18 protein-coding genes are annotated in these 23208 nt (G+C 69.6%); 10 read left to right on the top strand and 8 right to left on the bottom strand.

The genetic code is table 11. From position 1 onward, the window contains the following. Positions 1–138: 138 nt before the first annotated feature. On the top strand, positions 139–1005 hold the full coding sequence (locus AC1DYP_RS10060; RefSeq protein ID WP_477046211.1) for a DUF1206 domain-containing protein: 867 nt from the start codon (positions 139–141) through the stop codon (positions 1003–1005). Here the strand turns inward: AC1DYP_RS10060 and AC1DYP_RS10065 are convergent. Next, complete coding sequence (locus AC1DYP_RS10065; protein ID WP_477046212.1) at positions 995–2086, bottom strand: mechanosensitive ion channel family protein; 1092 nt, start codon at positions 2084–2086, stop codon at positions 995–997. The two genes, AC1DYP_RS10060 and AC1DYP_RS10065, sit on opposite strands and share 11 nt — an antisense overlap. 182 nt (positions 2087–2268) lie before the next feature. Then, positions 2269–3714 (bottom strand): methylenetetrahydrofolate--tRNA-(uracil(54)-C(5))-methyltransferase (FADH(2)-oxidizing) TrmFO, encoded by a 1446-nt coding sequence (gene trmFO / locus AC1DYP_RS10070; protein ID WP_477046213.1) that lies wholly within the window; start codon positions 3712–3714, stop codon positions 2269–2271. Between the two features lie 198 nt (positions 3715–3912). Between trmFO and AC1DYP_RS10075 the strand changes: the two genes are divergently transcribed. Further along, positions 3913–4707: a hypothetical protein gene (locus AC1DYP_RS10075; RefSeq protein ID WP_477046214.1), complete on the top strand. Its 795-nt coding sequence runs from the start codon at positions 3913–3915 to the stop codon at positions 4705–4707. Further along, complete coding sequence (locus AC1DYP_RS10080) at positions 4704–5573, top strand: hypothetical protein (protein WP_477046215.1); 870 nt, start codon at positions 4704–4706, stop codon at positions 5571–5573. Before AC1DYP_RS10075 ends, AC1DYP_RS10080 begins: the two co-directional genes overlap by 4 nt. A gap of 129 nt (positions 5574–5702) precedes the next feature. Here AC1DYP_RS10080 and AC1DYP_RS10085 read toward each other — a convergent pair whose 3' ends face one another. Continuing rightward, on the bottom strand, positions 5703–6317 hold the full coding sequence (locus AC1DYP_RS10085) for a glutathione S-transferase family protein (RefSeq protein WP_477046216.1): 615 nt from the start codon (positions 6315–6317) through the stop codon (positions 5703–5705). 175 nt (positions 6318–6492) lie between these two features. Here AC1DYP_RS10085 and AC1DYP_RS10090 point away from each other — a divergent pair, with 175 nt between their 5' ends. The 3 genes from AC1DYP_RS10090 to AC1DYP_RS10100 are packed head-to-tail and all read left to right on the top strand — an operon-like array spanning position 6493 to position 9146. After that, positions 6493–7407 (top strand): hypothetical protein, encoded by a 915-nt coding sequence (locus tag AC1DYP_RS10090; RefSeq protein ID WP_477046217.1) that lies wholly within the window; start codon positions 6493–6495, stop codon positions 7405–7407. A gap of 11 nt (positions 7408–7418) precedes the next feature. Next, entirely contained in the window at positions 7419–8273 is an 855-nt protein-coding gene (locus tag AC1DYP_RS10095) for a hypothetical protein (protein WP_477046218.1), read from the top strand. Between the two features lie 9 nt (positions 8274–8282). After that, positions 8283–9146, top strand: coding sequence for a hypothetical protein (locus tag AC1DYP_RS10100; RefSeq protein ID WP_477046219.1), 864 nt, complete (start codon positions 8283–8285; stop codon positions 9144–9146). On the opposite strand, the gene uvrA is transcribed toward AC1DYP_RS10100, so the two are convergent. Continuing rightward, on the bottom strand, positions 9143–12052 hold the full coding sequence (uvrA, locus tag AC1DYP_RS10105) for an excinuclease ABC subunit UvrA (RefSeq protein ID WP_477046220.1): 2910 nt from the start codon (positions 12050–12052) through the stop codon (positions 9143–9145). The genes AC1DYP_RS10100 and uvrA overlap by 4 nt on opposite strands. 164 nt (positions 12053–12216) lie before the next feature. Next, positions 12217–12942, bottom strand: coding sequence for a DUF1223 domain-containing protein (locus AC1DYP_RS10110; RefSeq protein ID WP_477046221.1), 726 nt, complete (start codon positions 12940–12942; stop codon positions 12217–12219). A gap of 171 nt (positions 12943–13113) precedes the next feature. Between AC1DYP_RS10110 and AC1DYP_RS10115 the strand changes: the two genes are divergently transcribed. Continuing rightward, positions 13114–13308 (top strand): hypothetical protein, encoded by a 195-nt coding sequence (locus AC1DYP_RS10115; protein ID WP_477035666.1) that lies wholly within the window; start codon positions 13114–13116, stop codon positions 13306–13308. A 4-nt stretch (positions 13309–13312) separates the two neighbouring features. Here AC1DYP_RS10115 and AC1DYP_RS10120 read toward each other — a convergent pair whose 3' ends face one another. The 3 genes from AC1DYP_RS10120 to AC1DYP_RS10130 form a co-directional block, all read right to left on the bottom strand. Further along, the gene (locus AC1DYP_RS10120; RefSeq protein ID WP_477046222.1) at positions 13313–15487 is read right to left on the bottom strand and encodes an ATP-binding protein; all 2175 of its coding nucleotides are present in this window, start codon (positions 15485–15487) and stop codon (positions 13313–13315) included. Between the two features lie 124 nt (positions 15488–15611). Continuing rightward, positions 15612–17414: an ATP-binding protein gene (locus tag AC1DYP_RS10125; RefSeq protein ID WP_477046223.1), complete on the bottom strand. Its 1803-nt coding sequence runs from the start codon at positions 17412–17414 to the stop codon at positions 15612–15614. Positions 17415–17518: 104 nt separating this feature from the next. Continuing rightward, complete coding sequence (locus AC1DYP_RS10130; protein ID WP_477046224.1) at positions 17519–17995, bottom strand: DUF1203 domain-containing protein; 477 nt, start codon at positions 17993–17995, stop codon at positions 17519–17521. Between the two features lie 220 nt (positions 17996–18215). Between AC1DYP_RS10130 and AC1DYP_RS10135 the strand changes: the two genes are divergently transcribed. The 3 genes from AC1DYP_RS10135 to AC1DYP_RS10145 all read left to right on the top strand — a co-directional run bounded on the left by AC1DYP_RS10135 (position 18216) and on the right by AC1DYP_RS10145 (position 23166). After that, positions 18216–19805 (top strand): ABC-F family ATP-binding cassette domain-containing protein, encoded by a 1590-nt coding sequence (locus AC1DYP_RS10135; protein WP_477046225.1) that lies wholly within the window; start codon positions 18216–18218, stop codon positions 19803–19805. A gap of 83 nt (positions 19806–19888) precedes the next feature. Continuing rightward, positions 19889–22060 carry a TonB-dependent receptor gene (locus tag AC1DYP_RS10140; protein WP_477046226.1) on the top strand — a complete coding sequence of 724 codons (2172 nt, stop codon included), beginning with the start codon at positions 19889–19891 and terminating at the stop codon, positions 22058–22060. Then, positions 22060–23166 (top strand): PepSY-associated TM helix domain-containing protein, encoded by a 1107-nt coding sequence (locus AC1DYP_RS10145; RefSeq protein ID WP_477046227.1) that lies wholly within the window; start codon positions 22060–22062, stop codon positions 23164–23166. Before AC1DYP_RS10140 ends, AC1DYP_RS10145 begins: the two co-directional genes overlap by 1 nt. Positions 23167–23208 lie beyond the last annotated feature (42 nt).

The following is a 23208-nucleotide window of genomic DNA, read 5'->3' on the forward strand; positions in this document are numbered from 1 at the left end:
ACCGAACCGGCGGCGCCTGCAGCTAAGTCATAAATCACTTACTTAGCGAAAGACAGCGCCGCCCTCGATGGGGCAAGCGGAACGCCTGGGCCGAGCCGCCGTTGGTTCATCCAAGTTGGGCTGTTCCGGGCACGAACCATGTCGACATCGCCGATCGCCTTGCCCCGCAGGCTCGTGCAGCGCGTCCGGCGGGCGAACGTCTCCAAGGCGATCGAGCTGGCGTCGCGGCTGGGCTACGCGGCGCGGGGCCTGGTCTATCTGGGCCTGGGGTCCATCGTCCTGCTGGCCGCGCTGGACCTGACGCCGCGCGCCAAGGGCGCCAAGGGCCTGTTGCGCGCCTGGGCGGAATGGCCGCTGGGCTGGGCGCTGATCGGCGGAATCGGTTTCGGCCTGGCCGGTTTCGCCGCCTGGCGGATCCTGCAGGCGGTGTTCGACGCCGACCGGCACGGCCGTTCGCCCAAGGCCTGGGCGGTGCGGATCGGCCAGGCGGTCAGCGGACTGGTCTATGGCGGCCTGGCGTTCTCGGCGTTCGAAGTGCTCGACGAACTGGAGGATGTCGGAGAGGCCGACGAGGAGCAGACCGCCCATCACACCGCCGGCGCCGTGCTGGACCTGCCCTATGGCGACACCCTGTTGATCGCCGCCGGCCTGGTGGTCGTGGCGTTCGGGGTGGGCAACGTCATCCAGGGCGTGATGCAGGACTTCAGCAAGCGCCTGGATTGCGACGACAAGACCTGTCGCCGGGTCGTGCCGCTGGCCAAGATCGGCTACGGCGCGCGCGGCCTGGCCAGCCTGCCGTTGGGCGTGTTCCTGGTGCTGGCCGGTCTGGAGGCTCGGGCCGGCGAGGCGCGCAGCTGGGGCGGGGCGCTGCAGGCGATCGAGGGGCGGCCATTCGGAAGCTCGGCCCTGTGCCTGGTCGCCGCCGGTCTTGTCGCCTTCGGCCTGTTCGGCCTGATCGAGGCGCGCTACCGGCGCATTCGTCCGCCGCCGGAAATCACGCCGTAGCCGGCGCGGTCTCCGACAGCCCCAACCGCTGCCTCGGCAAGGCTTCGGGAATCTCGTCGCGCAGGAAGGCCATCATCTTCTCGCGGACCTCGCAGCGCAGGTCGAAGGTCTTGGGCGCGCTGCGGGCGCTGACCAGGCAGCGGACCTCCAGCACCTGGGCGGTGACGTCGGTGACCTGCAGGTTGACCACCTTGCCGTCCCACAGGGGCGAGGCCTTGGCGATCTCGTCCAGCTTGGCGCGCAGGCGGTCGATCGGGGCGGCGTGGTCGACATAGAGCATGGCCGTGCCGATCAGGGCGGCGCTCTCGCGGGTCCAGTTCTGGAACGGCGTCTGGATGAAGTAGCTGAGCGGCAGCACCATCCGCCGCCAGTCCCACAGCCGCACGACCACATAGGTGGCGTTGATCTCCTCGATGTTGCCCCACTCCTTCTCGACGATCACGGCGTCGTCGATGCGGATCGGCTGGGTGATGGCGATCTGGATGCCGGCGATCAGGTTGGTCAGCAGCGGCTGCAGGGCCAGGCCGACGATCAGCGACGCCGCGCCGCCCGCCGCCAGCAGGCTGACGCCCCACTGGCGCACGCCGGGAATGGTCATCAGGGCTAGGCCCACCGTCACCAGCCCGACCACCACGGCGCAGGCGCGGCGCAGGATTTTCACCTGGGTCAGGTGCTTGCGGGCCAGCAGGTTGTCCTCGACGTCGATCTTGAACTTGCGCAGGTGCAGGGCCGCGGCGATGTCGAGCGCGGTCATCACGATCCAGCCGACCAGCACGATGAACAGCACCAGCAGCGCGCGCTTGCTCACCGCCGCCTGGTCGGCCGTGAGGGGCGCGACGGCGACGGCCAGGCTGAGGGCGGCGGTGATGAAGGCCAGGCGGGTCGGCCGCCGGGTCCGCACCGCCAGGGCCGCCCAGAAGGCGTCGTTCTCCAGCGAGCGGCGGACGACCCGCACGACCGCCCAATGCGCGGCCAGGGCGACCAGCACCGCGACGACGATCAGGCCCAGGCTGACGGCCCACGGCGGGGCCCAGGCCAGGCGCAGCGCCAGGTCCGTGAGCCAGGGAGGGGAGGCGGACATGACCTCACAACGCCTGAAACGCGGGTGAGGTCCTCCCCCTGTGGGGGAGGTGTCGGCGAAGCCGACGGTGGGGAAGTGATCGGCAGGCGACCACAACCCTGATCTACGGTCCTAAGACTCCCCCCACCGGCCTTCGGCCGCCTCCCCCACAGGGGGAGGGTTTTACGAGGATGGGGAGGGTCTTACGAGGCTCCGCTCATCCAGCTGTCCAAATCCGCCAGCGCCCGGATGCTCATCAGCCGTTTCTTGGCGCGGCCGCGTTCCTTCAGCGGGATCTTGGTCCCGTCGTCGCCGACCTTGGGAGCGTCCATCGGCGGCAGCAGGCCGTAGTTGATGTTCATCGGCTGGAACGAGGTCTTGCCCTCGGGGCCGCCTTCCAGGTGGCCGCCGGTGACGTGGTCGACCAGGGCTCCAAGAGCCGTTGTCGGCGGCGGGGCGTCCAGCGTCTTGCCCAGGCGTTCGGCGGCGGCGAAGCGTCCGGCCAACAGGCCCGTGGCGGCGCTTTCGACATAGCCCTCGACGCCGGTCATCTGGCCGGCGAAGCGCAGGCGCGGCGCGACCTTCATCCGCAGCGACCGGTCCAGCAGGCGCGGGCTGTTGATGAAGGTGTTGCGGTGCAGGCCGCCCAGCCGGGCGAACTGGGCGTTCCGCAAGCCCGGGATCATCCGGAAGACGTCGGCCTGGGCGCCGTGCTTCAGCTTGGTCTGGAAGCCCACCATGTTCCACAGCGTGCCCAGGGCGTTGTCCTGGCGCAGCTGGACGATGGCGTAGGACTTCACGGTCGGATCGCGCGGATTGGTCAGGCCGACCGGCTTCATCGGACCGTGGCGCAGGGTCTCGCGGCCGCGCTCGGCCATCACCTCGATCGGCAGGCAGCCGTCGAAATAGGGCACGTGCTCCCAGTCCTTGAACTCGGCCTTGGGACCCTCGAGCAGGGCGTCGATGAAGGCCTCGTATTCGGCCTTGTTCATCGGGCAGTTGATGTAGGCCGCCGCGTCGCCGCCGGGGCCTTCCTTGTCGTAGCGCGACTGGCGCCAGGCGATGTCCATGTCGATCGACTCGACGTGGAGGATCGGGGCGATGGCGTCGAAGAAGCTGAGCTGGCCTTCGCCGGAGAGCTCCAGGATCGCGTCGGCCAGGGCGGGCGAGGTGAGGGGGCCGGTGGCCACGACCACGCTGTCCCAGTCTTCCGGCGGCAGGCCGGCGACTTCCTCGCGGGCGATGGTGATCAGCGGATGCGCCTCGATGCGACGGGTGACCTCGGCCGAGAAGCCGTCGCGGTCCACGGCCAGGGCGCCGCCGGCGGGCACTTGATGCTGGTCGGCGGCCGACATGATCAGCGAGTCCAGCTTGCGCATCTCGGCGTGCAGCAGGCCGACGGCGTTGAACTGCCAGTCGTCGGAGCGGAAGGAATTGGAGCACACCATCTCGGCCAGGCCGTCGGTCTGATGCGCGTCGGTCCGCACTTTTGTCGGCCCTATCGCTTCGCTGCTTGAGGGCACGTCGCGACGCATCTCGTGCAGGACGACCGGGACGCCGGCCTGGGCGATCTGCCAGGCGGCCTCGGACCCGGCCAGGCCGCCCCCGATGACGTGAACGGGGGAGGCGGAATGGGGGGAAGTGCTCATGGGCGCCCTCATACCCCCGGCGGTCGCGCGGCGGAACCCGCGTGTTGTCCGCTATCGGAGCGTACGGGCGCGGCGCCAGGGCCACGTCCGGTGAAATTCAGCGTGACACCCGCCGCGACTCGTCGCCAAGCGGGGGGGCGAACCGCTTATGACTCCTGGGATTGGGGTCCGCGCGGGCAGCGGACGGGAGAGGGCTTCATGGGCGAGGGATCGGCGGCGATCGGGCGGACCGTTCGCGCCGGGATGGCGGGATGGGCGCCGGGCGTGCGGGGCTGCTGGGGCGCGCTCGTCGTGGGCGCCGCGCTCGGCCTGCTGCCCCGCGCCCTGCCGCCGGCCCTGGCCTTCCTGGGCCTGCCGCTGGAACTGGCCGCGACGACCCTGGCCTACGGCGCTCTGTACCGCGCCGCGTTCGGCGGTCCCGCCGGCTGGAAGGGCTTGCGCTGGGGCGCCCAGGAGTGGCGGCTGGCGGCGGTCCAGGCCCTGGTCACCGTCATCCTGACTGTCGTGATGGCCGTGCTGGCGGTGCTGGTCGGGGCGGTGGTCGTGGGCGTGGCCAAGAGCAACGCGCCCGGTTTGGACATCACCTCGCTGGACGCCTGGCGCGGCGCGCTGGACGGGCCCGGCGCCTTGGCCGCCGGCTTGCCGCCGCTGCTGTCGGCGGCGATCATGATCTGGCTGTTCCTGCGCCTGTCCCTGGCCCCGGCCGCCACCGTCGACCTGGACAGGATCCAGGTGCTCAGCGCCTTCGGTCGCACGCGCGGCGTGGTGCTGGTCCTGGCGGCGGCGGGGGCGGTCCTGGCCGCGCCGGCCGTCATCCTGGTGGTCGCCATCGGCTATCTGCGGGCCATCGCCGGCTTTTCGGAGGGCGCGCTGGTCCCCGAACTGGTCAGTGTCGCCCTGGTCTTCTTCTACCTCATCCCGGTCTGGACCGCGGCCCTGGTCGACGTCTATCGACTGCAGCCCGCCCCGACCCCTGGAACCCTCCGGACATGACCACCTTCTCGCCCGTCCAAGCCGCCCTCGAAGGCGTCCGCATGACGCGCCGCAAGCCGCTGGTCGTGCTGGCCTGGGCCGCCTGCTACTTCGCGATGCTGGTCGTGTTGGGACTGGTGGTCGCCTTCGCGTTCGGCGGCACCGTGCGGGCCGACCTGGCGCTGCTGTCGCGGACAAACGACCTGCGCGAGCTGTTCGACATCGTCGCCCGCCGCAAGGGCACGCTGCTGCCGCTGATCGCCTTCGCCGTGGCCCTGCAGTCGGTGATCAGCGTGGCGATCATGCGCGCGGTGGTGCGACCGCAGGAACGGCGCCTGGCCTATCTGCGGGTCGGTCCCGAGGAAGGGCGGCAGTTCGTCGTCGCCCTGGTCGGCTGGGTCGTGGCCCTGGTCGTCACCGCCCTGCCCAGCGCCGTGCTGGTGCTGATCGGCGCCGGCCTGATCAGCCTGGGCGCGGTCGAGACCAACCGCTGGGTCGAGGTGCTGGGGGCCATCGCGGTGGCGGGCCTGTCGATCTGGGCCGGCATCCGCCTGTCGCTGCTGTCGATCACCACCTTCGCCGAGGGCAAGCTGGACCTGCGCCGGACCTGGACCCTGACCGACCACCACTTCTGGCACCTGCTGGGCATGTACGCCCTGGCGGTGGTGCTGACGATCCTGGTCGGCGTGGCGCAGACCGTGGTTTCGGGGCTGATCCTGACCTTCTCCGGCGGCATCACCAACCCGATCATGCTGGCCTTGTCCGGCCTGGCCACCCTGCTGCTGGCGCCGTTCTTCTTCACCGTGCAGATGGTGATCCTGACCGCCGCGCCGGCCAGGGCCTATTACGACCTGCACGAAAGCGAACTGGCGCCGGCCGCCGCCTAGGTTCGCCTCTCAAAAGGGCTGTCATCCCGGAAACGGCGAAGCCGTTATCCGGGACCGCCGGAAGCGCATGCGCTCAGGCGTCGGTCCCGGATCTTCGCGCTGCGCGCTCGTCCGGGATGACAATGGATTTTAAGCCGCCGCGCTCGGCCGCGCGCTTGCCCGCTCGCGCCAGGCCTTCAGGCGCTCGGCCTCTTCCGGGACGTCCAGACCGATGAAGCCGGCGAAGTCGATCGTGGTCAGGGCCACGATGTCGGCGATCCCGTAGGCGTCGCCGGCGATCCATTCGCGGCCGTCGGCCAGTTCGCGGTCGAGCCAGTTCATGGACTTGGCCGCGATCGGCTTGTTGGACTCGCCGAACTCGCGGTTCTGGACCAGCAGCGACGCGGTCAGCGGGTGGGCGTGGCGCCAGTACATGCCGACCGGGACCATCACCTGGAACTCTAGCCGGCGCACCCACATGTCGGTCCGCGCCTGGGTCAGGGCGCAGGTCCCGAACATCGGCGGGGCCGGATGCAGGGCTTCCAGATAGCGGCAGATGGCGACGCTCTCGCTGATCATCTCGCCGTCGTCCAGCTCCAGCACCGGCACCTGGCCCAGGCTGTTGCGGGCCTTGTGCTCGGGCGACTTGTGGCCGCCCTGGCGCATGCCGATCCGGATCTCCGGCAGGTCCAGCGCCTTCTCCGCCGCGAAGATGCGCACCCGGCGCGGATTGGGGGCCGGATTGGCCTCGCCATAGAGCTTCATGACATCCTCCTCGAGCGACCTTCGCGCGGCCTGTTTCGACCGCTTCAAACGAACGTTAGAATTGGCCGACGCGTTTGCACAGTGCAAACATCCTGGCGGGCAAACATCCAAGCGGGACTGTCGCGCGGCCGCGAACCTTGTTAGGCGTGATGGGCTTTGAGGGGCGAAACAGACCATGCAACAACAATTCTCGGCCACCGACGCGGCGCTGTCGGGCTTTCGTCTGGTGCGCGAGCATCTGAAGACGGTGGGCGTATGGGTGGTGCTGATGACGGTCGCCTCGGTGATCGTCAGCATCGCCACCATCAAGCTGGCCGGTCCGCAGATGGCGGCGATGCTGGAGCTCAGCGCCGAGCAGAGCACCGATCCCCAGGCCACCCTCAAGGCCATGGAGGGCATGGGGCCGCTGTTCCTGTTCTCCGCCCTCTACAGCCTGGTGGTCTATTCGATCCTGCTGGCCGGCGTTAATCGCCTGGTGCTGCGGCCCCAGGACAGCGCCGGCGCCCACCTGCGCATCGGCGCCGACGAGCTGCGGCAGGCCGCCGTGCTGCTCTTGGTCAACCTGATCCTGCTGGCCGCCTATTTCGGCCTGGTGATCGTGGCGGGGGTCGTCATCGGCATCGGCATCGCCGTCGGCGGAGCCGCGATCGGCGTGATCCTGGGCGTGCTGCTGTTCCTCGGCGTGCTGGCGGCGATGGTCTTCCTGGCGGTGCGGCTGTCGTTCGCCGGCGTCCTGACGTTCGATACGCGCAAGGTCAGCATCCGGGACTCCTGGGACCTGACCAAGGGCCAGTTCTGGCCGCTGTTCGGCGCCTACTTCGTCGCCCTGGTCCTGGCGGTCGTCGTCTATGCGCTGCTGCTGGTGATCATCGCGGTGATCGGCGCCAGCCTGGGCGGCGGGCTCACGGCCATGGCCGACGCCTTCAATCCCGACATGAGTTCACTGGCCTCGTTCTTCACCCCGGCCGGCATCGTGCGGACGCTGTTCTCGGGCGTGGTGTCGATCCTGGTCTTGCTGATCGTCTTCGCCCCGGCTCCGACCATCTACGCCCAGCTGAAGGGCCGCGACGTCTCCGACACCTTCGGCTAGGAGCGTTGCTGTTGGGGGACTTCGGTTTCGCGCGAGCGGCGTTCGCGGGCTTTGACCTGCTGCGTCGCCGCCCGGCGGCGACGCTGGGCCTGGCCTTGGTCGGAGCGCTGATCAGCTTCGGCGGACGGATCATGACGATCATGAACGTCCATCTCTCCCGCCAGTCGTCAAACTTCGCCGGCATGGCGTCCACGGTCATCCTGATGCTTGCCGTGGTCGGCGCGACGATCGCGATCATCGGAGCGGCGGTCGCCCGGCTTGACGCCAAGCCGGACGCCCGGGGCTCCGGACTTCGGTTGGGCGGCGACGAAGCCCGCCTGTTCATCCTGAGCCTGCTGCTGGTTCCCGGCCTGCTCGTCGTGCTGCTCACCATGGCGATCGGCATGACGATCAGCGTGGCGGCGGGCGTCAGCGAGGGGGCGACCCAGGACGCGATCATGTTGTCGGCGGGTTCGGTCGGCGTGATCCTGATGTTCGGCCTGGCCGGCCGACTGTGGCCGGCGGGCGTCATGACCGTGCGGGCCGGGGAAATGCGACTGCGCGCCGCGTGGCGGCTTACACGCAAGAGGCGCTGGAAGATTTTCGCCCTCTTCTGCCTGGTGACGGCGGTCGCGCTCTTGATCGGCGTCGGCGGCAACATCGCCGTGAACGACGTGGTGAAGCAGCTTCCCGCCATGCGATGGAGCGCCTACGGCGCCACGACCGCCGTGCTGAAGTCGGCCTTCCATCCCTTGCAGCTGGGCCAGTTGCTCCTGCAGGGCTTGATCTTCGGCCTTGGCGTGGTTCTGCAGGCCGCGCCGGCGACGGTCATCGCCAGGGCGTTGGCCGAGGACCGCGCGTCCGACCAGGCCGCCGTGTTCGACTAGGGGCCTGCGATGACATCCCAGACCCTGTCTTGGCGCGACGGTGTATTGTCCGGCTTCCGGCTGGTCGCGCATCGACCGGCGGCGGCGCTGTCCTGGGCGTTTGTGTTCCTGATCAGCGGCGTGGCGTCCGCCGCCGCGCGGATCTGGGCCGTGCAAAGCTCCAATCCGGAAGCGGGGTTCGGGGCGATCGCCTTGAAGCTTTCCGCCGGCGGCCTGGTCGTGGGCCAGATCGCGGTGGTCGTAGCCCTGGCGGCCGTGCTGCGCGCTCAAATGCGGCCCGAGGATCAGCGGCGGGCCTGGCCCCGGTTCGGTGGTGACGAGCTTCGCCTGCTGGCCCTGACGATCCCGTTCACGTTGGTGACGCTGATCGGTTCGGCGATGATGATGTCGGCGTTGATGATGTATTCCATCAATCCGGAGCCGATTGTCTCGCGCATGGGCGCGTTGGGGCGGTTGGCGGCCGTCGTGCTGGTGCTGTTCGGCGCGCGGCTGGCCCTGGCGGCGCCCCTGACCGTCGCCGATGGCCGGGTGCGCCTGGCCAAGTCCGGGGACCTGACGCGCGGACGCCATCTGCGATTGGCGGCGATCCTGGTCACGACACTGGTCCTGGCCGGCTTGATCGAGGAGATCGCCAGCTACGGCCGAGACCTGTTGTCCGATGCGCTTGCCGTCAACGCGCCACGCGCCGCGACGCGATATCCGTCGGTCGCCGAAGCGATGAACGCCGCCCTTGGTCCACGGAGCCTGCTGCTGATGGCGTTCAGCGCGATGATCCACGTCGTGGCCTTCGCGGTGCAGGTCGCGCCGCTCGGCTACGCCTGGCGTCGCCTGGCCGGCGACCCGATCGTCGATCAGGCCGCCGTGTTCGACTAGGCCCGCTTGGCCGCCTTCAGCGCCGCGACGCGTTCCAGCCGCCGCTCCTCGTGGCGGGCCAGGACGTCCTTCAGATAGCGTCCGGTCCAGCTGGCCTCGACCTTGGCCACGTCCTGGGGCGAGCCCACGGCGACGATTTCGCCGCCGCCGTCGCCGCCTTCCGGACCGAAGTCCAGCAGCCAGTCGGCGGTCTTCACGACGTCGAGGTTATGCTCGATGACGACCACGGTGTTGCCCTGGTCGACCAGCTCGTGCAGCACCTCCAGCAGCTTCTTGGTGTCCTCGAAGTGCAGGCCGGTGGTCGGCTCGTCGAGGATATAGAGCGTGCGGCCGGTGGCGCGCTTGCTGAGCTCCTTGGAGAGCTTCACGCGTTGCGCCTCGCCGCCGGACAGGGTCGTGGCCTGCTGGCCGACCTTGATGTAGCTGAGGCCAACGCGCTTCAGCGTCTCCATCTTGTCGCGGATCGGCGGCACGGCCTTGAAGAAGTCGGCGGCCTCCTCGACCGTCATGTCCAGCACGTCGGCGATGGTCTTGCCCTTGAACAGGATGTCCAGGGTTTCGCGGTTGTAGCGCTGGCCCTTGCAGACGTCGCAGGTGACGTAGACGTCGGGCAGGAAGTGCATCTCGATCTTGATCAGGCCGTCGCCCTGGCAGGCCTCGCAGCGGCCGCCCTTGACGTTGAAGCTGAAGCGGCCGGGGCCGTAGCCGCGCGCCTTGCTCTCCGGCAACTGGGCGAACCAGTCGCGGATCGGGCCAAAAGCGCCGGTGTAGGTCGCCGGGTTCGAGCGCGGGGTGCGGCCGATCGGCGACTGGTCGATGTCGATGACCTTGTCGAAGTTCTCCAGCCCCTCGATCCGCTCGTGCGAGGCCGGGGCGTCGCTGGCGTTGTTCAGGCGGCGCGCGGCGGCCTTGTACAGGGTCTCGATCGTGAAGGTCGACTTGCCGCCGCCCGACACGCCGGTGATGCAGGTGAAGGTGCCGACCGGGATCTCGCCGGTCACCCCCTTGAGGTTGTTGCCGGTGGCGCCGATGACGCGAAGCGTCTTCTTCTTGTTGATCGGGCGGCGCTGTTCGGGCACCTCGATCTCGCGGGCGCCTGTCAGGTACTGGCCGGTGATGCTGTTGGGATTGGCCATGATGTCGGCCGGCTTGCCCTCGGCGACGATCTCGCCGCCGTGCACGCCCGCCGCCGGGCCCATGTCGATCACATAGTCGGCGGTGAGGATGGCCTCTTCGTCGTGCTCGACGACCAGCACGGAATTGCCCAGATCGCGCAAACCCTGCAGCGACTGCAGCAGGCGGGTGTTGTCGCGCTGGTGCAGGCCGATCGACGGCTCGTCCAGCACGTAGAGCACGCCGGTCAGGCCGCTGCCGATCTGGCTGGCGAGGCGAATGCGCTGGCTCTCGCCGCCCGACAGGGTGCCAGAGCCGCGCGATAGATTCAGATAGTCCAGGCCCACGTCGACCAGGAACCGCAGGCGGTCGTTGATCTCCTTCAGGATCCGCCGGGCGATCTCCATCTGCTTGTCGGAGAGGTGGCCTTCCAGCGCCGTGAACCAGTCGCGGGCCGGGCGGATGGCCAGGTTCGAGACAGCGGCGATGTCCAGGCCGTGGATCTTCACGGCCAGGGCTTCGGGCTTCAGGCGTTTGCCGTGGCAGACCTCGCAAGGCGTGTCGGACTGGTAGCGGCCCAGCTCCTCGCGGACCCAAGAGCTGTCGGTCTCACGCCAGCGGCGCTCCAGGTTCGGCAGCACGCCCTCGAAGGGCTTGGCGACCTCGTATTTGCGGGCGTTGTCGTCGTAGACGAACTTGATCTTCTCGCCCTTGGAGCCTTGCAGCACGATCTGGCGGGCGCTTTCCGGCAGCTTGTGCCAGGGCTCGTCCATCGAGAAGCCGTAGTGGCGGGCCAGGGCCTGCAGGGTCTGGGTGTAGAGCGGCGAGGGGCCCTTGGCCCACGGCGACACCGCGCCCTTATGCAGGCTCTTGTCCTTGTCGGGGATGATCAGGTCGGCGTCGAAGGCCAGCTTGGCGCCCAGGCCGTCGCAGGCCGGACAGGCGCCCGCCGGATTGTTGAACGAGAACAGCCGCGGCTCAATCTCGGCGATCGTGAAGCCGCTGACCGGGCAGGCGAAGCGTTCGGAGAACAGCAGCCGGCGCGGCTCCTTCTCGCCTTCCTCGACATTGGCCCACTCGGCAACGGCCAGGCCGTCGGCGAGACGGAGCGCCTGTTCCATGGAGTCAGCCAGGCGCTGCTCCATGCCCGGCTTGGTGACGATGCGGTCCACGACCACGTCGATGTCGTGCTTGAACTTCTTGTCGAGAACCGGGGCGTCCTCGATCGGATAGAACTCGCCGTCGATCTTCAGCCGCTGGAAGCCGGCCTTCTGCCACTCGGCGATCTCCTTGCGGTACTCGCCCTTGCGGTCGCGGACGACGGGGGCCAGCAGGTAGAGGCGCGTGCCTTCCGGCAGGGCGGTGATCTTGTCGACCATCTGGCTGATGGTCTGGCTCTCGATCGGCAGGCCGGTCGCGGGCGAATAGGGAACGCCCACGCGCGCCCACAGCAGGCGCATGTAGTCGTGGATCTCGGTGACGGTGCCCACCGTCGAGCGCGGGTTGCGCGAGGTGGTCTTCTGCTCGATCGAGATGGCCGGCGACAGGCCCTCGATCAGGTCCACGTCCGGCTTGCTCATCAGCTCCAGGAACTGGCGGGCGTAGGCCGACAGGCTCTCGACGTAGCGGCGCTGGCCCTCGGCGTAGATGGTGTCGAACGCCAGGGAGCTCTTGCCCGAGCCCGACAGGCCGGTCAGCACGACGAGCTCGCCGCGCGGAATGTCGACGCTGACGTTCTTGAGATTATGCTCCCGCGCGCCGCGCACGCGGATGAAGTTCAGTTGTTCAGCCATGTTTTCCGGAACGCGTGAGGCCGTGGGGAGAGCCACGGCGAGACGGCTATATGTAGGGCGCAGACCCGCGATTAACACAAGAACAAGGTGCGAACAAATGTCGCTGTGGCGGGACGTGGCGGCAGACTGCTGACATCAGGTGTCAGCAGGCGCCCGGGAACGTGTCAGAGCCGGGCCGCCGCCAGGATCGGGCCGCCGTTCCTGGCCTGGACCAGCACTGCCGTGCGCAAGGCCGGATCGGCGGGCGGCAGGGTGCTGAAGCCCACCGGCGCGCCGTTCCAGCCGCCCAGCCTGGTCAGTTCGCGAACCACGTCGCGGTGGGGCAGGGTCTTGCCGTTGTTCTCGCCGCGCTGGATGGCCACCTGCTGGACGCGCGGATCGTAGCGCACCAGCCAGACGTCGGCCCCGGCCTTCGGGGCCTGGCCCGCCCCGATCTCGACCCGGCCGCGCGACAGGGCGACCGTGGCGTCCATGGTCGGGCGGGCGCGGCGCAGGACCGCTTCCAACTCACGGGCGTTCGTGCCGATCAGGTCCTCGCGGCCCTCGACCACCATCTGCGGCGTGCCGAGCTGGGCGCCGAGGCCGCGCGCGTAAGCCTTCTGGCGGTCGGTGTAGGCCGTCTTGGCGAAGGTGTCCTTCCAGCCCAGCTGGTCCCAGTAGGTGACCCCGAAGCTCAGGGCCAGGACGTCGGGTCGGTCGGCGATGGCGTTGAGATTGGCGTTGGCCGGCGGACAGGACGAGCAGCCCTGGCTCTGGAACAGCTCCAGCACCACCGGGCGCCGCGGCGTGCCGCCCGCGCCGGACATCGACCAGGCGCCCACGGCGACCGCCAGGGCGGTCCCCGCCGCCAGGCTGGCCCAGGCCGTCTTCCGCATCATCGTCCGTGTCATGTCGCGCATCCCTATCGATCAGGTGATCGTCGGGGATCAGTTCGCGGCGGGACGGGCCAAGGTTACAGCGTTCACGAACAATAAACCGCCTTTGGAAGCGCAACCTTCAGCACCGCCGGTGTCTATGGCCGGGCAGACGCGCATGGGGCGCGCCGACGGAGATGATCGAGCGTGGCCAAGGCGGCGGCGAAAGAGGTTGCGAAGCCGGCGGCGCCGGAGGCTTCGGCCAAGGGCAAGGGCGGCAAGCCCGCCAAGGTCGCCCGTCAGCGCACCGAAATCGACGACATCATCACGCTGGTGGTTTGCATCGCCTGCACGATCTGGGCTTTCAAGATCATCGTCGACCTGGGCGCGCTGAGCTTCTGAGCCGCTAGGGCTCGCCGCCCAGGCGGACCCCCGACCAACGCGCGACGGTGTCCAGCAATTCGGCGGCCGAGATCGGCTTGCCGATATGCCCGTTCATGCCGGCGTCGGCGCTGGCCAGGATATGCTCGGGCAGCACGTCGGCGCTGAGCGCGATGATGGGCGTCTCGCGATTGTGGACGTCCTGCTGGCGGATCGCCCGCGCCGAGGCGAAGCCGTCGATGCCCGGCATCTGCAGGTCCATCAGGATCAGGTCGAACGGCCGGTCGGCGGCCAGGCGCAGGGCCTCCGAACCGCTGTCGGCCTCCGACACCTGGTGGCCGGTCGCCTCCAGCATCGCGCGCACCAGCTCGCGGTTGGCGTCCAGGTCGTCCACGACCAGGATCCGCGCCGCCGAGGTCGGCGACGCCGCGCTTCTCAGGCCGCGAGGCGCGGCCACGGGATCCAGCGGCGCGATCGTCGCGCCGACATAGAACCGGAAGATCGAGCCGCCGCCGGCCGAGGGGATCATCTCGATGGTCCCGCCCATCAACTCGACCAGCCCCTTGCAGATCGACAGCCCCAGGCCCGCGCCGCCGTGACGGCGGCTCAGCGAGCCGTCCACCTGCGAGAACCGCTGGAACAGCAGTTCGCGCTTGTCGGGCGGCACGCCGCAGCCGGTGTCCGAGACCGCGACCTTCAGCATGTCGAACCCTGCGTGATAGGCCACGCTGATCCGGATTTCGCCCTCGTCGGTGAACTTGATGGCGTTGCTGACCAGATTGACCACGACCTGACGCAACCGGCCGGCGTCGGCGATCAGCGCCGGCGGCGCGGCGGGGTCGATGTCGAGCCGCAGGGTCAGCCCCTTGGCCTGGGCGGTGAACATGGCCGTCAAATCGTCGAAGAACGGCTTCAGGGCGAAGGGCTGGGGATCCAGCGCGACGTGGCCGGCCCCCAGCTTGGAGAAGTCCAGGATGTCATTGACGACCGCCAGCAGGGTCTGGCCGGCGGTGTTGACCCGCCGGACGTAGGCGCCCGCCGTCGGCGGCAGGTCTTCCAGTTCGCTCAGCAGGCTGGAGAACCCGTTGATCGCGGTCAGGGGCGTGCGGATCTCGTGGCTCATATTGGCCAGGAACTCGGACTTGGCCTCGGCGGCCGCCTCGGCGCGCAGCTTGGCGTCGCGCAAGGCCTCCTCGCGGACCCGCGCTTCGGTCACGTCCATGAAAGCCCCGAACAGGGTCTCCACGCGGCCGTTGGCGTCCAGTTCGCCGGCGCCGTGGCAGACGACGTGGCGCACCGCGCCGTCGCGCCGGGTGAGCCGGCGCTCGAGCTCGAACGGCTCGCCCAGGGCCGCGGCGGCCTGCAGCCGGGCTCTCAGTTCGTCCCGTTCGGCGGGATCATAGTGCAGGAGCAGCGTCTCCAGGGGCGGCGGCGCGGTGGCCGGGTCCAGGCCGTAGATCCGGTAGACCCCTTCCGACCAGGTCGTGACGCCGCTGGCGATGTCCACGCGCCAGTGGCCGATGCCGGCCATGGTCTCGGCCATCAGCGCGATGCGGTGGGCCTCGCGGATCTTGCGGGCCGAGGCCTCGGCCAGGACCGACGCCTGCGCCAGCTCGTGACGGGTCTGGGTCAGGTCGACCTGCACCGAGCGCAGGCCCCGGAACACCAGGTAGGTCGTGGCCAGCACGGTCAGGATCCGCCAGGGCTCGCCCCGGTACACCATCATGATGCAGGCGGCCGACTGCACCACCATCATCGAGATCAGCATCGGCGTCAGGTTGGTGACCATGCGCCGGGGCTGGACATAGTCGCGCGCCAGGATCTCGAACATCACGATGCCGTACAGCGTGACGCCGAAGGTCTGGGCCGCGCCGGACTGGACGAAGGTCAGGTAGAATCCGGCTGCGGCGTAGCCGGCGCTTTGCAGCCAGGCGAACCAGTTGTCGCCCTGGCCGGAACCGGTCCAGGACGTGCTCCGGCTTTCGGCGACGGCGAGCAGCGCCATGACCGCCATCCAGGCGCAGGGCATCGGCCAGTCCGAATAGGGGATGGTGGCCAGGAAGACGACCGCGGAGAACACCAGCCGCGCGGCCAGGCCGTTGGCCCAGCGGGGCGACACGAGGAAGATCTCACGGGCCGAGCGGAGGACATGGCGCCAGGCGCCCGGTTCGGCCGGGCCTGTTTCCGTTGAAGCCACCATCGAACGCCCCCGCCTGCGGTACTGGGCGCCCTTGTAGTCAAGCTGAGCCCAACAAGGAAGGTTAACCGAGACGCCGAAGCAAGGTTGTCGTCGTGGTCCGCGATCTGGGCCTTTTGGCCTCGCCTCAGCCCACGGCCGTTGCGACGCCCTCCGGCGGACCGCTCAGGGCCGCGTCCAGGGCCGCCACCAGGCGCTGGGCGGCGATCGGCTTGGCCACGAAGCCGTCCATGCCGGCGGCCAGGTAGCGGTCGGTCTCGTGGGTCAGGACGCTGGCGGTGACCGCCAGGATCGGCGTGCGGGTTCGGCCCTCGGCCGCCTCGCGCGTGCGGATGACCCGGCCGGCCTCCAGCCCGTCCATGCCCGGCATGTGGATGTCCATCAGGATGGCGTCCCAGGGACTGGATTCCCACATCGCCACCGCCTCGTGGCCGTCGCGCGCCACGCCGCAGGCGACGCCCATGTGGCCGAGCATGGCCTGGAGGACGGTGCGGTTGGTGGCGTTGTCGTCGACGACCAGCATCTTCAACTCGCCGTTCATCGCCGGTTCGTCGTCGGCCGCCTCGACGGGCGCCGGCCGGACCGGGGCCCCCAGGGCCGCGCAGGGCGCCTCGAAGGTGAAGCAGGCGCCGCCTTGCGCCGGGCTCTCGAAGCCGATCTGGCCGCCCATCAGCGTCACCAGCTCGCGGCAGATGGCCAGGCCCAGCCCGCTGCCGCCCGTGCGGCGCGTGCTCGATCCGTCGACCTGGACGAACTTCTCGAAGATCTGGGCGCGGCGGGTCTCGGGCACGCCGACGCCGGTGTCGGTGACGGTGCAGGTCAGGGTCTGGGCGTCGCCGCCGATGCGCACGGCGACCTGGCCCGCGTCAGTGAACTTGATGGCGTTGGAGATCAGGTTGCTGAACACCTGGCGCAGCCGTGCGGCGTCGCCGTCGCGCCAGCCGCCGGCTCCGGGGGCGATCTCGAGGCTGAAGTCCAGGCCCTTGTCGTGGGCCAGGCCGCCATAGAGCTGGCGCAGGGTGTCGGTCAGGGCGTCCAGGTCGAACGGCGCCCGGACGATCTCCATCTTGCCCGCCTCGATCCGCGAGATGTCGAGCACGGCGTTGATCACGTCCAGCAGGGTGGCACCGCTGTCGTGGATCATGGCCAGGCGGGCGCGCTGCTTGGCCGACAGGGCGTCGCGCTCCATGGCCTGGGCCATGCCCAGCACGCCGTTCAGGGGCGTGCGGATCTCGTGGCTCATGGTCTCGAGGAACTCGGTCTTCACGCGGCTGGCGGTCTGGGCGACCACCATCAGCGCCTGGGCCTCGGTGCGCAGGCGGCGGTTCTCCTCGAGCTCGGCCTCCAGCTTGCGGTTCAGGGCGTCGGACGCTAGGCGCGCGCGCAGTTCGCGCATCACCGCGCCGCGCATCAGGGTCGACATGCCCAGGGCGGCGAAGGCCCCGGCCACGCCGATGAAGCCGTACTGGCTGACCAGGTCGCCCGGCGCGTTGCGGGCCATCAGCACCAGGCCGACGGTCGCCGCGGCGACACTGACGAAGGCCACGCGGCGGGTCGGGGCCGAGGTGGCGAACACCAAGGCCATCAGCACGAAATAGACCAGCTTGGCCGGCTCGAAGTGGATGGACTGGTAGGCCGCGACATTGGCCATGAAGAGCGTGTTCATCGCCAGGGCGGCGGCTTCCATCGCCGGCATCGTCGGCGACCGGACCTTCAGCCAGCGCCACAGCCAGAACCCGGCCACGGCGGCCACCGCCGCCAGCCCCTCCAGCACGATCAGGGCCAGACCCTTCTCGTAGAAGGGATGGGACAGGCTGATGAGGCTGTAATAGGCGGCGGCGGCCACCAGATAGCCGCGCAGGATCGGCAGGTACGACCCGACGATTTCCTGTGTGGGTATCGGTTCTGGCCTGCCGATCGTCCGCTTCATGAGCCCCCGCGCGCCTTCGTCAGCCCTCTGACTTGAAGCGAACCATAGGAGATCAAGGTTAAGTTGCGATTGAGACCGCTACCGCTCCCATACGATACTTGGACCTATACTTGGCCCACGCGATCAATGCGGGCGGCGTAGCAACCGGGCTTGGCGTAGTGGGCGTGCAGGTACGCCACGGCGGGGTTTTCCAGCATGCGCTCGATCACCGGCGCGGCGGTCGCGCCCTCGACCACGTCGGCGTCCAGCAGCATGCCGGCCGCGTCAAAACCGCGCAGCGACAGTAACCGGCGGCGCAAGGCCGAGGGCAGGGCGTCGGTCGTCGACGCGGGGGCCTGGGCGGCTTCGCGGACGTAGATCGCGTGGCGCGAGCGGAAGGGGGTGTCGGCGGCCTGGTGCTCGTGGTTCAGCAGGATCAGGGTCTCGCCCGGCGCGGCGTCCTCCAGGGTGACGCGGCAGGGGAAGGCGAACGGCGCGTCGGCGACGACACGCAGCATGCCGCGCTCGGCCAGGGCCGCGTCGTCGAGGGCGAACAGCGGCGCGAAGGGCTCGATCGGCAGGCTGGAAACGGTGAAGGACATGATGGGCTCCATAAGCTGAGGACTTTTTGGCGCCCGCCGGGCCGGCCGGACACCCGATCCTTGCGATGAGCGTGAAACTTGCCGAACCCAATCTTGTCGAACGAAGTTCGATCGCCTAGAACGTCCGTGCTCGAAATCCCGAGCCAACCGATGGAGGCCACCATGGACATTGCGATGGACGACCGTTTCGCCCTTCCCACTGACCTGACCGTGGTTTCCCATGCCTGCCTTCATCACACTGGATTCCGTCAGCGCCGCCACCCCTGACGGCCGCGTTCTCTTCGACAATCTGAACCTGACGATCGGGGCCGAACGTATCGGCCTCGTGGGGCGCAACGGCGTGGGCAAGTCCACGCTGCTGTCGCTGATCGCCGGGATCGCCGCTCCAATCTCGGGGACGGTCAATCGCGCCGGCGTGGTTGGCGTGCTGCCGCAGCTGCACGCGCCGCCGCCGGGCGCGCGCCTGGCCGACCTGCTGGGCGTCGGACCCGCCTGGGACCGGCTGTGCCGCATCGAGGCGGAGGAGGGGACCGAAGAGGACCTGATCGAGGCCGACTGGACCCTGCCGGGCCGCGTCGCCGCCGCCTTGGCCGAGGTCGGGCTGTCGCGCCGGGACGCCTCCGATCCCGCCGCCGCCCTTAGCGGCGGCCAGATGACCCGCGCGGCCCTGGCCGGCCTGCTGATCGCCGCGCCCGACGTCATCCTGCTGGACGAGCCGACCAACAATCTGGACGCCGGCGCCCGCGGCCTGCTGGCCGACGTGCTGCGACGCTGGAAGGGCGGGGCGGTGGTGGTCAGCCACGATCGGAGCCTGCTGCGCGGCATGGACCGCATCGTCGAGCTGACCAGCCTGGGCGCGACCAGCTATGGCGGCGGCTACGATCTCTATGCCGAGCGCAAGGCCCAGGCCGTGGCCGCCGCCGAGCACGACCTGGAGGCGGCCGAGCGTCAGGTGCGCCAGGCGGCCCGCGAGGCCCAGGTCGCCCGTGAACGCAAAGCCCGTCGCGACGCCGCCGGCCGCAAGTTCGCCGCCAAGGGCAGCGAGCCGAAGATCCTGCTGGGCGCCCAAGCCGAGCGGGCCGAGCTGAGCGGCGCGCGAGACGGGCGGCTGGCCGACCGCGCCGCCCAGGACGCCGCCCAGGCCCGCGAGGCCGCCGACGCCCGGGTCGAGCGCCTGCGCCGCCTGGCCTTCGACCTGCCGTCCTGCGACCTGCCCGCAGGACGGACCGTTCTCGACTTCGACGGCGTCGGCTTCGCCTATCCGGACGGACCGCGGGTGCTGTCGGACGTCAGCTTCCGCCTGACCGGTCCCGAGCGGGTGGCGCTGGTCGGCGGCAACGGGGCGGGCAAGTCGACCCTGATCCGGTTGGCGACCGGCGGGCTGGCGCCGACGACCGGAACGGTGAACCGCGGCGTCGCGGCGGCCCTGCTGGACCAGCGCGCGGCGGTGCTGGACGAGACCCAGACCATCCTGGAGAACTTCCGCCGCCTGAACCCGGCGGCCGGCGCCAACGAGGCCCACGCCGCCCTGGCGCGGTTCCTGTTCCGCAACGTCGCCGCCCATCAGACGGTGGCCACGCTCAGCGGCGGCGAGCGCCTTCGCGCGGCCCTGGCCTGCGTGCTGATGGCGGCCGATCCACCGCAGCTGCTGATCCTGGACGAGCCGACCAACCACCTGGACCTCGACTCCGTCCAGGCCGTGGAGAGCGCCCTGGCCGGCTACGACGGCGCCCTGCTGATCGCCAGCCACGACGAGGATTTCCTCGACGCGGTGGGGGTGGAGCGGCGGATCGAACTTCAGTCGCGGTGAAGGTACACGTTACGGTTCATTGCTAATCACTCTCAACAGCAGTTATACGGCGCCATCTTTGTACTGCCGGGGCGTCGACCAACATGCGGACCATCTCAACCTGCGGCCTTGGTCGTCGTGCGTCGGCCCTGGCCGGTCTCAGCCTGCTGGCCCTGTCCGTCGCGACCGCCGCTCACGCCCAGGACGCGACCGACGTCGACCAGCTGGTGGTCACCGCCACCCGCACCATCCTGCCGGCCAGCGCCCTGCCGCTGACCGTCGACGTGATCGATTCCGAGGCCCTGTCGCAGCAGGTCAGCGTCAGCGGCTCGATCGTCGACGCCGTCTCGACCCTGTCGCCGTCGTTCTCGCCCACCCGCCAGAAGCTGTCGGGCGCCGGCGAGACCCTGCGCGGCCGCTCGCCGCTGTACGCGATCAACGGCATCCCGCAGTCGACCCCGATCCGCGACGGCTCGCGTGACGGCTATACGATCGATCCGTTCTTCATCGACCGCGTCGAGGTGATCTACGGCTCCAACGCCCTGCAGGGCATCGGCGCCACCGGCGGCGTGGTCAATCAGGTGACGGTCGGCCCGCCCAAGGCGGACGGGGTCAGCGGCAAGATCCTGACCCAGGTCACCACCGGCAACGATCTGGGCGACAGCGTCGGCGGCAAGCTGGCGGGCCTGGTGGCCTGGCGCGGCGGCCAGTTCGACGCCACCGCCGGCGTCGCCTACGACGCGCGCGGCGCGTTCTACGACGGCGACGGCCGCCGTCTGGGCATGGACGGCACCCAAGGCGACGTCCAGGACTCCAAGGCCCTGTCGTTCTTCACCCGCCTGGGTTGGCAACTGGGCGACAACACCCGCCTGGACGTGGTGGCCAACCGCTTCGAGCTGAAGGGCGACGGCGACTACGTCACGACCGTCATCACCGCCGCGCGGCCCAACCCGCCGACCAACGGCAACCGCATCATGCACGTGCCGACCACCAGCTTCCGCGGCGTCCAGCCCGGCGAGCCGGCGGCCAACCGCGTCGAGACCGTGTCGGCCTCGCTGGTCAACAGCGACCTTTACGGCGGCAACCTGATCGCCCAGCTGTTCTTCAACCGCACGCGCGACACGTTCGGCGGCGACGTCAACGCCACCTTCCAGGACCCCGCCATCGCCCCGGTCGGCACGCTGTTCGACCAGTCGTCCAACCGCTCGCGCAAGCTGGGCGCGCGGGTCAGCTACGAGCGGGTCATTCCGGGGATCAAGGGTCTGACCGGAACGGTCGGCCTGGACAGCATCAACGACCGCACCGAGCAGGTGCTGATCGAGACCGGCCGCGCCTGGGTGCCGCCGACCGAGTTCCTGAGCGTCGCGCCGTTCGTGCAGGGCAACCTCTCGCTGCTCGACGACAAGGTGCACTTCGCCGGCGGCGTGCGCTTCGAGAACGTCGAGCTGAAGGTCGACGACTTCACCACCCTGGCCTTCTACGGCTCGCGCAAGGTCAGCGGCGGCAATCCCGAGTTCAAGGCGACCCTGGCCAACGGCGGCGTCGTGGTCGAGCCGGTCCGCGGCCTGCGCGTGTACGCCAGCTACGCCGAGGGCTACACCGTGCCGGACGTCGGCCGGATCCTGCGCGGCATCAATGTCGACAACGTCGACGTCGACACCTTCCTGAACATCGAGCCGATCGTGTCCAACAACCGCGAGATCGGCGCCGAACTGAAGCGCGGGCCGTTCGACGCCAGCCTCAGCTACTTCTGGTCGGCCTCGAAGTTGGGCCAGCTGTTGGTGCGCAACAGCGGCGGCATCTTCGACGTCCAGCGCCAGCGGGTCGAGATCGAGGGGCTGGAAGCCAATCTGAAGGCTCGCACTCCGATCCAGGGTCTGGTCGTCTCGGCCGGCTACGCCCACCTGGAGGGCCGGACCGACACCAATGCCGACGGCAAGGTCGACAAGGACCTGGACGGCGCCAACATCTCGCCCGATCGCTTGAACTTGGCCGCCGACTACCAGGGCGACAAGTGGGGCCTGCGCTTCCAGATCCAGTCGTACATCAAGCGCGACATGCAAAACGCCCTCGTGAAGGACGACTTCGCCGGCTACACGCTGGCCGACGTGTTCGTGCGCTACCAGCTGCCGGTCGGGGCGCTGTCGCTGGGCGTCCAGAACCTGTTCGACGAGCAGTACATCTCGTACAATTCCGACACGACGGCGCCGGCCAACGATCGGTTCTTCGCCGGGCGCGGTCGGGCGGCGACCCTGGGCTGGGAAGCCCGCTTCTGATGAAGATCGTCCGGCTCATCCACCGTTGGACCGGCGGGTTGATCGGCCTGCTGCTGGCCGTGATGGGCCTGACCGGCACGCTGCTTCTGCACGAGGACGCCTTCCTGCGCGCCACCGTGCCGCACGCCGCCGACGCCCAACGGCAGGACGTGGCCACCCTGGGTGCGGCGGCGACGCGGATCTTCGCCGCCAAGGACCGCCCGCGCTCCATCGTGCTGGCGACCGAGCGGCTGGGCTTGCACAAGCTTAGCTACAAGGGCGAGCACGCCGCCTATGCCGACCAGGACGGCGCGATCGTCCAGAGTTGGACCTCGAACTGGACCCGGCCCGAGGCCTGGCTGTTCGACCTGCACCACCACCTGTTCAACGGCGACACCGGCGAGATCGTCGGCGGGATCGCCGGCCTGGCGGGGCTGGGCTTCGTGGGCACCGGCCTGTGGCTTTGGTGGCCGACCCGGCGGATGTTCCATGTCCGGCTGTGGCCGCGGATGATGAAGCGGGCGGCCATCGTCCACCACCACCGCGACCTCGGGGTGCTGGTGGCGCCGCTGCTGATCCTGTCGCTGACCACCGGGGCGGCGATGAACCTGAAATGGTTCTCCGACGCGATCCGGGCGCCGTTCTCGTCGGCGGCCGTGATGAAGGCCGCCTCGGCCCCGCCGAAGATCAAGGGCGGCAAGTTGGCCAAGGACCTGGACTGGACGGCGGTGATCGCCCAGGCCCAGGCCCGCTATCCCGGCGTGGAAATCCGCACGATAGGCCTGCCGGCCAAGCCGGGCGCGCTGATCTCGGTGCGGCTGCGCCAGCAGGCCGAGTGGCTGCCCAACGGCCGCACCATGGCCTGGTTCGATCCGGCCACAGGCAAGATGGTCGCCGACCGCGACGCCCAGGGCCTGCCGCTGGGCTCGCGCATCGCCAACCTCGACTACCCGCTGCACGCGGCCAAGGTCGGCGGCCTGCCGTACCGGCTGGTCATGACGGTGTCGGGCGTGACCCTGACCCTGCTGGGCACGCTGGCGGTGGTGACCTTCTGGGGTAACCCGGTGGGCAACCCCAAGCGGCGGAAGAAGGTGGTGAAGGTCGCGGCGGTTCCAGCTGAGGCCTGACGCCCCCTCCGTCACGTCGCTGCGCGACGCGTCACCTCCCCC

It is taken from the genome of Caulobacter sp. P1_D6 (genome assembly GCF_056406095.1).